The sequence below is a fragment of the Nocardia sp. NBC_01327 genome, assembly GCF_035958815.1.
Lineage (GTDB): Bacteria > Actinomycetota > Actinomycetes > Mycobacteriales > Mycobacteriaceae > Nocardia.
In genome coordinates, this window is record NZ_CP108383.1 from 7254926 (window position 1) to 7267466 (window position 12541).

Sequence of the window (12541 nt, forward strand, 5' to 3'; positions counted from 1 at the left end):
CTCGGAGCCAATCGGAGATGCAGGGCGAGAGACGGATCGCTATTTCATGACCAGGACAAGAGCCGCGGTCGCCGAAGGCCACAATGGGCGGATGGGTTCTCCAGGGCCGCGTGGTGACGAGCCGAAGCGGCGGCGTGCGTTCAGCGCAGCGGACAAGTTGGCGTATCTGCAGGCCTACGAGCAGGCGATCGAACACGGCGACGGTGGCGGGTATCTGCGCCGAGAAGGGCTGTATTCCTCGCAGATCAGCGAGTGGCGCAAGCAGCGCGACGCGGGGGTCCTCTCCGGTAAGAAACCGGGTGAGAAGGTCGGTAAACTGACCGCTGAGCAAGCCGAAATCGCACGTCTGACAGCGGAATTAGCGCGTGCCAACAAACGTCTCGTCACTACCGAGGCCGCCCTGGACATCATGGGAAAAGCACACGCTCTCTTGGAATCTCTCTCCGAGAGAGCGGATTCCGACGAGCAGCGCAGAAGGCGTTGACCACCGCGTACATGTCGTTGACCGATGCCGGAGCCGGTACTCGGCGTGCGGCGGTATTGACGGGACTGGTGCGTTCCACCGCGAACCGCCGCCGTAAGGCCGCCGCGGCACCGAGTTCGGGTGTACCGCAACCGGTTTCAGATCCGGTGAACAAGCTCTCCGAGTTCGAGCGACGCGCGATCCTGGAGAAACTGGGCAGTGCCGGGTTCGTCGATCTGGCGCCGTTGCAGGTCTTCGCCCAGCTCCTGGACGAGGGCACCTACCTGTGTTCGGTGTCCACGATGTATCGGGTGTTAGGGGAAAACAAGCAGGTCAAGGAGCGGCGCCGGTTGGCGCGGCATCCGGCCAAGGTGTGTCCGGAGTTGGTCGCCACCGCACCGAGGCAGGTGTATTCGTGGGACATCACCAAGCTCGCCGGCCCGGTCAAGGGACAGTATTTCGATGCCTACGTGATGATCGACATCTACTCCCGTTACATCGTCGGGGTCCATGTTCACAATCATGAATCCGGTGTTCTGGCAACGGAATTGATGAAAGAGATCTTCGGGGTCCACGGGATTCCGCAGGTAGTGCACGCCGATCGGGGCACGTCGATGACGTCCAAATCGGTCGCCGCTCTGCTCGCCGATCTCGAGGTCACCCGCTCGCATTCACGGCCACGGGTATCCAATGACAACCCCTTTTCGGAGGCGCTGTTCAAGACTCTGAAATACGGTCCAGAGTTCCCCGAACGTTTCCGATCACTCACCGAGGCACGACAATTCATGGATTCCTTCGCCGGGTGGTACAACCACCAACACCGCCACACCGGCATCGGTTTACACACCCCCGCCGACGTTCACTACGGGCTGGCCACCGACAAGGCCGCCGCCCGCCAAGCCGTGCTCGCCCAGGCCCGCGCCCGCCACCCACACCGCTTCGGCACCACCACGGCACCGAAGATCCTTGACCTACCCGAGACCGTCTGGATCAACCGACCAGCCGACGACGCCACCCAGGAGGCCGACACGACAGCCGCTTAACACCCGTTGGACTCATCCACCTTGAAAAATTCCGATTCACCGCTCGCTGCTCCTCGAAGTCCGGCCGTGGGATGTAGAAATCAGAAAGATTTCGCCCACCCGCATACAGTTGCCGGACAAGTCTCGCAGCTTCCTCCACAACCTCCGAGTCGTCCGCGTCGGGGTGTTCCAGAACGCGCGCGATGGACAGGAACCTGGACCGCCAGTTGAAAGCGGTGCGGTTCTGTCCTTCTCGCTCCAGGATGTCAAGAATCTTGGCTACCGCCACGCCAGCGTCCAGTCGACGGATCTTCACCTCACAACTCCCATCTTGAATCCTCATGGCAGCGGTACAACCACTGAGTTCCCCTACGTTTGAACCAAGCATGGAAGCCAACGATCAGCGAATAACCTAGTAGCCGGATCGAGACAGGGCAGTTATCTCGATCGAACTCGGCGTGGCTACTCGAGGTCCGTATGGCTGTAGTACCTGTCCTCGCCTTCCAACGCACGAACCGCCGCCAGCCCAATTGCACTGCGGCTCAATAGTTCCGATCGGTGGGTTTGCTGCCCGCAAACAATCAGAAGGACGCCGTATTCACCTTCCAGCACACCGATCCGGCCTCCATAGAAACGATGAACATCGGCGCAACATCAACTAGTGTCGGGCTGTGGCCAACATGCAGCCGCCTTCGCCCACCCGCCGTGGACCGCGCCGCAAGCGACCGGTCACCTTCCGCTTGCACGCGACAGTCGTGGGCACCGAGCCGCCGCTGTACCGCTTGCTGGCTGTCTCCTCCGAACTGTTCCTCAACGACCTCAATGAGGTCCTCGGCGCATCCTTCGGCTGGGTCAACCGCGCCTCCCACGAATTCCGTTGTGGCGCAGCCGTCGACGACCCCACCGCGGACCGCTACATCTGCCCCGAAGCAGTCGCCGACCGCGACCCCGCCGTCCCCGAGGAGCAGGTCCGCCTGGACGAACTCCTCAACGACCTCGGCGACACCCTGTATTACATCTACGATTTCGCCGACCCCTGGGTGCACCACATCTACGTCGAAGAGATCCTGCCCCGCACCACGAAAATGCCCCGAGCGCGCTGCATGGGCGGTCAGCGCGACTGCCCCGCAGACGTCGCGGGCGGGATAGCCCGATACGAATACTTGTCTCGCAGAGCAGATTGGGATGACGAAGGGGAATCCTTCCAGTATGTCCGCCCGGAAGACATCATCACCGAATCCGAATCCGAGTACGCAGAGCCCAGCCCGTTCGTCATCGAAGAGATCAACTGGGCCCTGGCCAACACCTTCGGCTACGGGCGGGAGCAGAAGTCGGTCGGTCCATGACGACGCCTTGGGCCATGCAAACCATGGAATCGGAAAGTACATCGCCGCCAGTTATAACTACGCTTAGTACAGACAAGTATTCTAAGCGCAGAGTTGGTTGACCTTGTTCGAACCGTGCCTAGCCTTTCTCCGCGGGAGTGGAGGCTGCTAGGCGAATCAGCGAGATTCCGCCGGGATGAGTCCCGCTGTGCTGTTTCATCTTTCAGATAGGTCGATGCACGAGCACCGAGGATTCACTCATATTGCTTCCCATGAGGGCGATTCAAGTAGATCCTCGTGGAACCCGAACCACTCGAGTCGCCCACCTTCGACCAGCCGGACTTCACCCCACTCGACAGAATGCAAGCCCTTCACCGAGCTGCGGATGGCCACCAGGACGAGACTGCCGTTCGTAACTGCCGGATCGGTTTCCACCGCGCGCAAAGTTGCCAGGAAGCTCCGTTCCTCATCACTCAATTCCGGGTCCGGCAGTCCAAGGTCGAGCATTCCCTGGACTGGGCGGGGCTGGAGATCGGTCAACTCGATCCGGGCCTCGGAGGTCGCAAACAAGGTTGTCTGTATGCGCCCGTCGGGTCTACTCGAGAATCTCCACGGGAACAGGGCTACGCCGTTGACCACGGGAACACGGTAGGTCGCATGACCTGGGCGGACCAGCGGAACCCCGAGTACGTTTCCGAACCTCTCGAAGCGCTCGGCAATACCGTCATAGAACTGCCCGTAGACCCGCATAGATCGATGGTCGGATGTCTCCTGTGCGCGCTGCGAGGCCACGTGCTCCTCCTCGACCGAACGACGGATCTCCCGCCGAATCCACGGGCCGTGTTCCCCGAAAGTTTCTATCGCCCAACGGTGTCCGTCGTCCATTGCCGTCTCCCTCAACCGCGTTGAGACAGTGCAATCGTAATACAGCTCGGAGCCATCCCCTCTGACAAACTGTGCCGAATTGCATTCCTACACAAGTCAATTCGGTTGCCACGGGGATGCCGCACCCATGGCGAGCCGGTTACTTAGCGGTGGGTCAAGCATTGAGGCCAACGCCCCTCACGACGGCGAGCCGGGCAGATCGCGGGCGACGATCCGCAAGAACCTCACACCCTTCGAACTGGCGATCGGTCTGGAGAACCTGCACATCGCGCCGATCTCGCTGCAAGACTTGGGATATGACGATCGAGGCTCGGGATCGGAAAATCCTGTGGGGACGCTCCCACAACCTATGCGCGATCTGCAGGCTACCTCTGGTCCTAGATGCAACGGCGACCGATCGCGAGTCTGTTGTTGGCGACGAGGCGCACATCGTGGCCCAGTCGAGCGGTGGCCCGCGAGCGGGGCTGATTCCCGCAGGGGAGCTGGATAAATACGACAACTTGATCCTCTTGTGCAAGGTCCATCACAAGCAGGTAGACGACCAGCCCATGTTCTTCAACGCTGAGCATCTACGGCAACTAAAGGCAGCACATGAGCGCTGGGCGGCAGAGAAGTTCGATGTGCTCGCCACAGGCGACGTCCGGCACGGGTCCAACAGCAGAGTCGAAGTAGCAGTCGAAATCGCCGGCCCGGACGCGGCAACGATCGGTTGGGATTCGCAGCAGTCTCTGCGCGGCAATCCCGCCGGCCAGTACATGACCTTTGAAGGCCGCCAAGGGATTTACTGGATGTTGGTCGGGATCCTACTGCTCATGGCCGTTCTGGCGACCGCCGGGACGATAGCGGGCACCTGGGCATGGCGCATCGCATTCGTCGGCTTTATCGCTATCGATACCCCTTTGATCATCGGATATTGGCGTCTGGCGATGCAGCCCATTCGGCTTGAGGTTGGTGCTGTCGGCGTGCAGACCTTCTTCCCGAAGGGCTCTGCCTGGATGCCTTGGGATCTGATCGACCGTATCGATGTCATCCGCGTCGACGGAAATCTCGGCGTCACGGCGTGGAGCAGACATGCAGACGACTTTCCCACTTCCACCGAGGCAGGTACCGGGGCACACTACGTTCCTTCGCTGGGTGCGGTCACCTTGTGCCCGCTCGGCCCACTTCGGGCGGGTCGGCGCGATGTACTCCGCGCGCTACGTTTTTACGGCCGGAATCGTTGCGCTTAGCAAAGGCCGGGCCGATAGAATTAGAACCCAGACTCTATGTCCGGCAGAGGCTTTCCGCATTCGACACAGGCGCTTCTGACAATCCAAGACATGCCGCCTCTCGGCTGCCTAATGTTATCAGCACAGGATCGACTCTATGAAGGGACGTGTTGGCATGGTAGACAAGCCGACCTCGCACGGCTTGGGCTTCGGGAACGGTAGCTTGATCGAGCATCCTGACGGGACTGTCGAGTATCGACAGACAGGAAAGTTACTCACCGCGTTCAGGGTTCGGGTGCGAGACGTGACAGGTTTCTCTGTTCGGAAGGCGACGCGCGACGACAAAAAGCGGCTGAAGGCGACGGCTCTGCAGCAGGTGCTGACTGTGCAGGGATCAGGAACCACGCTTGCCGAAGTAGCGATCAACCATGGCACCGCTGAGAAGATCGAAACCTGGTTTCGCTCGCATGGAGACTTCGGCGACGGTGCACCGTCGCAAGCAGCATCTGTCCAGGGCTCACCGTTCGCGGTGCCGAACTCCGTTGCGGACGAACTCCTAAAGCTCGCTCAGCTCAGAGACACTGGAATTCTCACAGCTGATGAGTTCGAAGCCCAGAAGTCGAAGCTGCTCGCCTGAGTCACGCGAGCAGCTATAGACGATCCGCCCCCTCTCGATACCTTCGTGAGGGGGTGTCTAGGGTTCCGACGGTCTCCGGACGGGTTGGTCATTCCTCGGTCTTCTCGCATCTGTGCTGAGCGCAGACACCCCTCCTGGTAGACAGTGCCCATGACCATCGATGAACTGCGAGCCATGGTGACGGAGTTCTCCCAACGCAGGGATTGGGAACGATTCCATACACCAAAGAACCTGGTGATGGCTCTGACCGGAGAGGTCGGCGAGCTGGCGGAGATCTTTCAATGGCTGACGCCGGAGCAGAGCGAGGCGCTTTGCGACGATGAGCAGGGGCGGGTCAAAGTTGAGCATGAAGTCGCTGATGTACTGATCTACCTGTTGCGGATCGCCGCCGTGCTGGATATCGATCTCGCCGCGGCTGTTCAGGCGAAGCTGAAGGTGAACGAGCAGCGGTACCCGGTCGACCTTGCGCGGGGGCGCGCGGTGAAGTACTCCGAACTCGGGTAGCCGCACTACCCGAGTCAGATGGTCCTATCGGGTCATCTTCTCCAGGAACTCTTGGGTTTCCGGGTCGGTCGAAAACACGCAGGTGCCTTCCATACCCCGCGTGAGGAGCACCTTGTAGGTGTTGCGGATGAGGGCGCCGAAGTGCGCCTCCTCCGCCTTCTTGACGGCCGGGTCGTGGGAGTATTCGCGGCGCGCTACCCAGCGATCACCCCGCCGAACGAAGTCCGGCCCGAAAATGACTCCGGACCAGCCGTATTCGAAACCCTGTGCGGTGTAGATACAGCCGACCTGTCCGAACCCTCGATCGTCGGATGCCCAGTAGTAGGACTCGGGCGCATTGGGAACTCGTTTGCCTGGCTTGGCATTCCAGGGGCGCTTCCAGTCCCCGATGTTCACGTCATCTACGAGATGCTTCGCATCGGCGGGGCCAACCGGGTCGTTCCAGGTCCAGCAGTACCCGGCGGCCAATCGCGCTGTGCCGCTGTGCTGTTCACGCTGGTTCAGCAGCCATGCCTCCATCGCAGACGGGTTCGCAGCGGCGGTGACATGAAAGTCGTCATCGGTGCCGGCGCTCAAGCGGGTCCAACTGACTGGAGGCAGCGGGTCCAGTCCGAGTAGACGCCGCACCCATTCATCGAAGGCATCCGAACCGCCACAACGGAATTGGCCATCCAACCGGACTACGTCCACCTTGCATCCCGCTGCGGTCGCGGCGGCGGTGATCTCGGCGAGCGAGCCCATCTCCCCCGGTCGCACGATCTGGTTCTCGTCGAGAAGGAACACCGGCACCCATGCGACGTCGATCAGCTCGTCGACCTGCCGACCGGCCAGCGCGCGCTTATCCTTTCCGGTCCAACGATTTACGCTGTTCTCTCGAATGCGATGAGCCTCGTCGCAGATCAGCACGTCGAGTTCCCGCGGCTCCGCTCCGACATAGTTGTTGAAGTACTTGAACATCGTCTTGACACGGGTATTGCGGCTGCCGGCGACCTTGCGCATAGTGTTCGTGAACGCACTGGATCCGGTGGCGTGGTGAACTTTTCGCCCCTGCCTTGACAGTTCGCCGAGCAGACTGAGGGCGATTACGCTCTTGCCCGAGCCCGGGCCGCCGAGAACCACAACGACGGTTTGCGTGCGCTGCGCACGTGCGGTCGCGACGGCTTGCTCGACCAGTTGATAGGCAACGCGTTGCTCATCGAGCAGGATGAACTGCTCACGATCCTGAATCTCCTTGGCCGCCAACTGCAACAGCGGCTTGCTCGGCCCATGAGTGAACCGCAAGAATCGGTCGGCTGACTCACGCGCCGAATCTCGCCCACCCTCAACATCAAGCACTGAGCGCAGGTGCTCGACCAGCTCGGACTTGAAGTCTTCGGTGAACATGCGACCGAAACGGTCGGGCCGGTATTGCATGAGCGAAGGAATATCGGTGGATGTCGCATTGTGCAGATAGGCGATACCGTGCACAGCCTGCGGCAGATCTGCCAGTGCCGGTGTCGAGTCGACGAGATACTGGCAGTACGCACGCACCTGCGCGACCGGATGCAGCACGGGATCTGAATAGGAGGCAATCGAAACAATATCGGCGGCAATAAGTTCCGCCTTCGACCACTGCTTCAGCTCAACCAGCACATAGCTGACCTCTCCGGTCCGCGGGTGCACGCTGAGGCTCCCCCCGATCGGTGGACACCTGATTAGCAGGACGACAAGTCCTGTTGAAAGGATGTCCCTATGCCTCCTCGCAAGCGTCGGTCGTTCACGACCGAGTACAAAGTCGAGGCCGCGCACCGGGTAATCGACACCGGGCGCACGATCGCCGAAGTCGCCCGCGAGCTCGGAGTGGGTGAGCCAGTGCTGGGCGGCTGGGTCAAAGACGAACGCCGCCGCCTGGCGGCCGCCGAGGTCCATGGCGAGGCGCCGTTGAGCCCTGCTGAGCGAGCCGAGTTGCTCGCTTTGCGCAGGCGAGTCTCGGAGCAGGACAAGGACATTGCGTTCCTGAAAAAAGCTTCGGCGTACTTCGCGGCGATGCAGCAGAACCGGCCCGGTTCGAGCTGATGGCCGCGGAGTGCGCCGCCCCGCAGATCACCGGCGCTCGGACCGATATCACCCGCATGGCACGCCTGTTGAGCGTATCGACCTCGGGTTTCTATGCCTGGTGCCAACGCGCGGCGGCCACCGTCCTGACTGATCGGCAGCAACGCCGCGCTGATCTGACGGTGAAAATCCAAGTCGTTCACACCGATTCCGACGGCACCTATGGTGCGCCGCGCATCACCGCTGAGCTGCGTGAGCAGGGTGATCGGGTGTCGGAGAAGACGGTCGCGGCGATCATGGCCGAGATCGGATTGGCCGGGATCAGCCCGCGCACCTTCAAAATCCGCACCACCATCACCGATCCCGCCGCGTCGTTCCCGCCGGATCTGGTGGATCGCGACTTCGACCGGGGCCGCCTCGATGCGGTGTGGACCTCGGATATCACGTATCTGACCTGCGGTGAAGGCGACATGTACTTGTGCGCGATCCGCGATGAGCACTCCAGAAAGGTGCTCGGCTGGACAGTGGCCGAGCACATGCGCACCGAAATGGTCACCGACGCTGTCGAATTGGCTGTCGCCACTCGCGGCGGTTCGTGTGCGGGCACGATTCTTCACTCGGACAGGGGCGCCCAATACACGGCGGGCGCCATGGCCGCCGTTTGCTCGCGTCACGGGCTGCGCAGGTCGATGGGTGCGACCGGAATATGCTGGGACAACGCCGGCGCGGAGAGCCTGTGGTCGACGTTCAAGCACGAGTACTACTACCGGCACACTTTCACCACGAAGTCGGAACTCGTTGCTGCAGTTGACAAATGGATGAATCGGTACAACACTCGGCGACGCCATTCCGCGATCGGAATGCTCAGCCCCGACCGCTATGAGCGGTCACTCCACGCGGCCGATTCCTCGGCCGCATAGAACCCCCGTCCACCATTTGGGGGGAACCTCACGCCACACAGGATGACGTCCACACGCTTCGGGCTGTGCGGCAGCTTATGCTCGAGCAGCACCTCGATGTCGCCGAGGCCCGAGTCGACCAGCTCGTTCAGCAGCGGCGGCAGACTGCGCATCCAGGAACGCACCTCGCCGGCCCCCGCCTGATGCTCCCACTGATGCCGAGCCTGCTCGCTCAACAGCTGATGCAGGCGGCCGGCCTGCGCTTCTATCAGCAGATAGCGAGCACTTCCACGAATCAGAGCCACGTTGCCTTCCCCACCTGGGCGCGCGAAATCGACGTGCGGGTAGAGGCAGCGACGAAGTGTCCTTCGGTGCCCGGCGGGCCGCACAGTTCAGATTAGCGAAAGGCGCCGACCGCACAGGCAATGGCCACGGTCGGCCACCCGACTACGGGAAAGCGCTGGTCACCCAGCGAATCAGCTTGCACACCATCCATATTCGGCGACATAGGAAGATCGCTACCCTGCCATCCGCTTCAAGCAATCGGTGGTGGCATCGCGGGTATTCGTCGGCCGCGTTCGCTGGATCAGGCGCTCAGATCAAGCATTCGGACATTTTGGAAGACCGAGATCGGCGAACAACTCTCGTGTACGCGAATCGGTCGAGTAGAGCACAGTCCCCCGCATCGAACGGGTCAGCAGCACACCGTAGGCATTTCGCAATGCGCGGTGAAGATCATCGTCCGACCGGATCTTGGCAGCAGGGCTGAGAACGTGCTGGCGTTCCAAAACCCACTGACTCCCATCCCAGGTCAAGTCCGGACCCATAATGACTCCGCCCCAGTGATACTCCAGACCCTGAGCAGTGTGGACACAACCGATCTGATCGAAGCCCCCTGCCTGAGTGGCCCAGAACAGGCGATCCGGAACACCAGGCGCCACCGACTTGTCCGGGCCGTTCCACGGGCGGCCCCACCGCTTGGTCGGCTTGACTTCGGGAACGGTCCCGGTGCGGTCTTCCCAAGGCCAACAGAGGCCGGCGGTCATACGAGCCGTCACCTCAGGGGTCTGCTTCGAGCTGAGAAAGCGCTCCATTCGGTCCGGAATATCGCTGTAGTACAGCTCGAAAGGCTCGTTTCCGTCCTTTGGTTCCCAGCGGACAGGGTTTCCTGCCAGTAGCCGGGCAACCCAGGTGTCGTAGGTGGTACTTCCCAGGGATCGCACCACCCGATCGAGGTTGAACCGCACCACCTCGGCACCCATCTCCATGGCCGCTTCTTCAATCTCCACGGGCGTCCAGACCTCCTCCTTGAAGAGGCGCTGGTCACCGTCGACAAAGAAGACCGGGACCCTGGCCTTGTTCACGATGACAGCGACTGAGGAATCGCCATCGTGCATGCCGAACGATCCACGACGAGGGCGTTCATAGAGGCGGTGCGCTTCATCGCAGACAATCAGCTCGAACGCATCATCATCGGCTTCGATGAGTTTCGACAGCGTTGTGAACCTGTTCTTCGTTCCCCGCGGTGCGGCTTCTTTGAACGTCTCACGCGACGCCACGCCGCCCGAAACATACCGGGCATCGAGACCACTACCGATTGCCTCACCCAACAGCAGGGTCGCGATCAGCGACTTGCCGGTTCCTGCCCGGCCACTGATGACGAACACCTGTTTCGGGGGACGGTCGCCGCCCTGAATGTCCTTCAGCCGCGCGAGAATTCGATCGTATGCGGCGAGCTGATGCTCGACCAGTGTGAATCGAGAGTGTCCGCGTATGACTTCGCCCAGCACGCTCTGCAATGACGGTGTACGGCGCCGGCGCTCCAGCAAAGCCTCCGCCGCATCGGCACCGGAGACTTTGTCGAAATTCTGAGCGAGAAAGGCCTGTAGCTTGCCCGGCGTCCGCTCGGTGAAGGTCTGCACGTTGCCTCTGGGGCGGACATTGCAGATCCACTGATACTGCTGTTCACGAAGGTTGTGCAGGTAGGCCGCACCGACCAGGTTCACATAGCGATCGTCGAACAGACTGTGCCGAGTCTGCATCGCGATCATGTTGTCGTATACCTGGACAGCAGGGTGTTTCTTGTTCTTCTGGTAGGCATCGAAGTAGACGTACGCAATGTCGCCTTCCTTCTTGCCCTGCGGGCGTCCGACCTTGCTCCACTGCTTCAGCTCGATCACCGCGTAGCTGAAGGTATTACGGGTCGGATGAACCCCGGCCAGTACGACATCGATGGGCGCCATCGCCTGGTCGACCCGGTACTCGATTGAGGCTCCCCCCGATCGGTGGACACCTGATTAGCAGGACGACAAGTCCTGTTGAAAGGATGTCCCTATGCCTCCTCGCAAGCGTCGGTCGTTCACGACCGAGTACAAAGTCGAGGCCGCGCACCGGGTAATCGACACCGGGCGCACGATCGCCGAAGTCGCCCGCGAGCTCGGAGTGGGTGAGCCAGTGCTGGGCGGCTGGGTCAAAGACGAACGCCGCCGCCTGGCGGCCGCCGAGGTCCATGGCGAGGCGCCGTTGAGCCCTGCTGAGCGAGCCGAGTTGCTCGCTTTGCGCAGGCGAGTCTCGGAGCAGGACAAGGACATTGCGTTCCTGAAAAAAGCTTCGGCGTACTTCGCGGCGATGCAGCAGAACCGGCCCGGTTCGAGCTGATGGCCGCGGAGTGCGCCGCCCCGCAGATCACCGGCGCTCGGACCGATATCACCCGCATGGCACGCCTGTTGAGCGTATCGACCTCGGGTTTCTATGCCTGGTGCCAACGCGCGGCGGCCACCGTCCTGACTGATCGGCAGCAACGCCGCGCTGATCTGACGGTGAAAATCCAAGTCGTTCACACCGATTCCGACGGCACCTATGGTGCGCCGCGCATCACCGCTGAGCTGCGTGAGCAGGGTGATCGGGTGTCGGAGAAGACGGTCGCGGCGATCATGGCCGAGATCGGATTGGCCGGGATCAGCCCGCGCACCTTCAAAATCCGCACCACCATCACCGATCCCGCCGCGTCGTTCCCGCCGGATCTGGTGGATCGCGACTTCGACCGGGGCCGCCTCGATGCGGTGTGGACCTCGGATATCACGTATCTGACCTGCGGTGAAGGCGACATGTACTTGTGCGCGATCCGCGATGAGCACTCCAGAAAGGTGCTCGGCTGGACAGTGGCCGAGCACATGCGCACCGAAATGGTCACCGACGCTGTCGAATTGGCTGTCGCCACTCGCGGCGGTTCGTGTGCGGGCACGATTCTTCACTCGGACAGGGGCGCCCAATACACGGCGGGCGCCATGGCCGCCGTTTGCTCGCGTCACGGGCTGCGCAGGTCGATGGGTGCGACCGGAATATGCTGGGACAACGCCGGCGCGGAGAGCCTGTGGTCGACGTTCAAGCACGAGTACTACTACCGGCACACTTTCACCACGAAGTCGGAACTCGTTGCTGCAGTTGACAAATGGATGAATCGGTACAACACTCGGCGACGCCATTCCGCGATCGGAATGCTCAGCCCCGACCGCTATGAGCGGTCACTCCACGCGGCCGATTCCTCGGCCGCATAGAACCCCC

Annotated in this window: 13 protein-coding genes; 9 read left to right on the top strand and 4 right to left on the bottom strand. The window is 61.6% G+C overall.

What is annotated here, in order from left to right; genetic code table 11:
• Positions 1-91: 91 nt before the first annotated feature.
• Together OG326_RS33555 and OG326_RS33560 are read left to right on the top strand one after the other, a co-directional pair.
• Positions 92-1506, top strand: a protein-coding gene (locus tag OG326_RS33555) for an IS3 family transposase (protein ID WP_327146491.1) whose coding sequence is annotated in 2 segments (ribosomal slippage) — positions 92-458 and positions 458-1506 — 1416 coding nt in all. Because the reading frame shifts where the segments join, the coding sequence is not laid out codon by codon here.
• 659 nt (positions 1507-2165) lie between these two features.
• Positions 2166-2831, top strand: a complete 666-nt coding sequence (locus tag OG326_RS33560) for a plasmid pRiA4b ORF-3 family protein (protein WP_327146659.1) — start codon at positions 2166-2168, stop codon at positions 2829-2831.
• Between the two features lie 237 nt (positions 2832-3068).
• On the opposite strand, the gene OG326_RS33565 is transcribed toward OG326_RS33560, so the two are convergent.
• Positions 3069-3695, bottom strand: coding sequence for a hypothetical protein (locus OG326_RS33565; RefSeq protein ID WP_327141143.1), 627 nt, complete (start codon positions 3693-3695; stop codon positions 3069-3071).
• Between the two features lie 296 nt (positions 3696-3991).
• On the opposite strand from OG326_RS33565, the gene OG326_RS33570 reads away from it, so the two are divergent.
• The 3 genes from OG326_RS33570 (at position 3992) to OG326_RS33580 (ending at position 6044) form a co-directional block, all read left to right on the top strand.
• Positions 3992-4924, top strand: coding sequence for an HNH endonuclease (locus OG326_RS33570; RefSeq protein WP_327141144.1), 933 nt, complete (start codon positions 3992-3994; stop codon positions 4922-4924).
• Positions 4925-5060: 136 nt separating this feature from the next.
• A complete protein-coding gene (locus tag OG326_RS33575; RefSeq protein ID WP_327141145.1) occupies positions 5061-5540 on the top strand; it encodes an SHOCT domain-containing protein in 480 nt (159 codons plus the stop codon).
• 150 nt (positions 5541-5690) lie between these two features.
• The gene (locus OG326_RS33580; protein WP_327141146.1) at positions 5691-6044 is read left to right on the top strand and encodes a nucleotide pyrophosphohydrolase; all 354 of its coding nucleotides are present in this window, start codon (positions 5691-5693) and stop codon (positions 6042-6044) included.
• Positions 6045-6068: 24 nt separating this feature from the next.
• Here the strand turns inward: OG326_RS33580 and OG326_RS33585 are convergent, their stop codons facing one another.
• Positions 6069-7706 carry a DUF2075 domain-containing protein gene (locus OG326_RS33585; protein WP_327141147.1) on the bottom strand — a complete coding sequence of 546 codons (1638 nt, stop codon included), beginning with the start codon at positions 7704-7706 and terminating at the stop codon, positions 6069-6071.
• A 69-nt stretch (positions 7707-7775) separates the two neighbouring features.
• On the opposite strand from OG326_RS33585, the gene OG326_RS33590 reads away from it, so the two are divergent.
• Positions 7776-8099 carry a transposase gene (locus tag OG326_RS33590; RefSeq protein WP_327141148.1) on the top strand — a complete coding sequence of 108 codons (324 nt, stop codon included), beginning with the start codon at positions 7776-7778 and terminating at the stop codon, positions 8097-8099.
• Positions 8099-8998, top strand: a complete 900-nt coding sequence (locus OG326_RS33595; RefSeq protein ID WP_327141149.1) for an IS3 family transposase — start codon at positions 8099-8101, stop codon at positions 8996-8998. Before OG326_RS33590 ends, OG326_RS33595 begins: the two co-directional genes overlap by 1 nt.
• On the opposite strand, the gene OG326_RS33600 is transcribed toward OG326_RS33595, so the two are convergent.
• Both OG326_RS33600 and OG326_RS33605 read right to left on the bottom strand, forming a co-directional pair.
• Positions 8956-9282: a hypothetical protein gene (locus OG326_RS33600; RefSeq protein WP_327141150.1), complete on the bottom strand. Its 327-nt coding sequence runs from the start codon at positions 9280-9282 to the stop codon at positions 8956-8958. The two genes, OG326_RS33595 and OG326_RS33600, sit on opposite strands and share 43 nt — an antisense overlap.
• A 294-nt stretch (positions 9283-9576) precedes the next feature.
• On the bottom strand, positions 9577-11220 hold the full coding sequence (locus OG326_RS33605; RefSeq protein ID WP_327141151.1) for a DNA/RNA helicase domain-containing protein: 1644 nt from the start codon (positions 11218-11220) through the stop codon (positions 9577-9579).
• Positions 11221-11311: 91 nt separating this feature from the next.
• Between OG326_RS33605 and OG326_RS33610 the strand changes: the two genes are divergently transcribed.
• On the top strand, positions 11312-11635 hold the full coding sequence (locus OG326_RS33610; protein WP_327141148.1) for a transposase: 324 nt from the start codon (positions 11312-11314) through the stop codon (positions 11633-11635).
• Entirely contained in the window at positions 11635-12534 is a 900-nt protein-coding gene (locus OG326_RS33615) for an IS3 family transposase (protein WP_327141149.1), read from the top strand. The genes OG326_RS33610 and OG326_RS33615 overlap by 1 nt, the downstream gene beginning before the upstream one ends.
• The last annotated feature ends 7 nt before the right edge of the window (positions 12535-12541 follow it).

Bases quoted from the DNA above. Each gene is read 5' to 3' on its own strand.
- OG326_RS33560 (WP_327146659.1), top strand. From the start codon at position 2,166: ATGCAGCCGCCTTCGCCCACCCGCCGTGGACCGCGCCGCAAGCGACCG.
- OG326_RS33565 (WP_327141143.1), bottom strand. From the start codon at position 3,695: ATGGACGACGGACACCGTTGGGCGATAGAAACTTTCGGGGAACACGGC.
- OG326_RS33570 (WP_327141144.1), top strand. From the start codon at position 3,992: ATGACGATCGAGGCTCGGGATCGGAAAATCCTGTGGGGACGCTCCCAC.
- OG326_RS33575 (WP_327141145.1), top strand. From the start codon at position 5,061: ATGAAGGGACGTGTTGGCATGGTAGACAAGCCGACCTCGCACGGCTTG.
- OG326_RS33580 (WP_327141146.1), top strand. From the start codon at position 5,691: ATGACCATCGATGAACTGCGAGCCATGGTGACGGAGTTCTCCCAACGC.
- OG326_RS33590 (WP_327141148.1), top strand. From the start codon at position 7,776: ATGCCTCCTCGCAAGCGTCGGTCGTTCACGACCGAGTACAAAGTCGAG.
- OG326_RS33595 (WP_327141149.1), top strand. From the start codon at position 8,099: ATGGCCGCGGAGTGCGCCGCCCCGCAGATCACCGGCGCTCGGACCGAT.
- OG326_RS33605 (WP_327141151.1), bottom strand. From the start codon at position 11,220: ATGGCGCCCATCGATGTCGTACTGGCCGGGGTTCATCCGACCCGTAAT.
- OG326_RS33610 (WP_327141148.1), top strand. From the start codon at position 11,312: ATGCCTCCTCGCAAGCGTCGGTCGTTCACGACCGAGTACAAAGTCGAG.
- OG326_RS33615 (WP_327141149.1), top strand. From the start codon at position 11,635: ATGGCCGCGGAGTGCGCCGCCCCGCAGATCACCGGCGCTCGGACCGAT.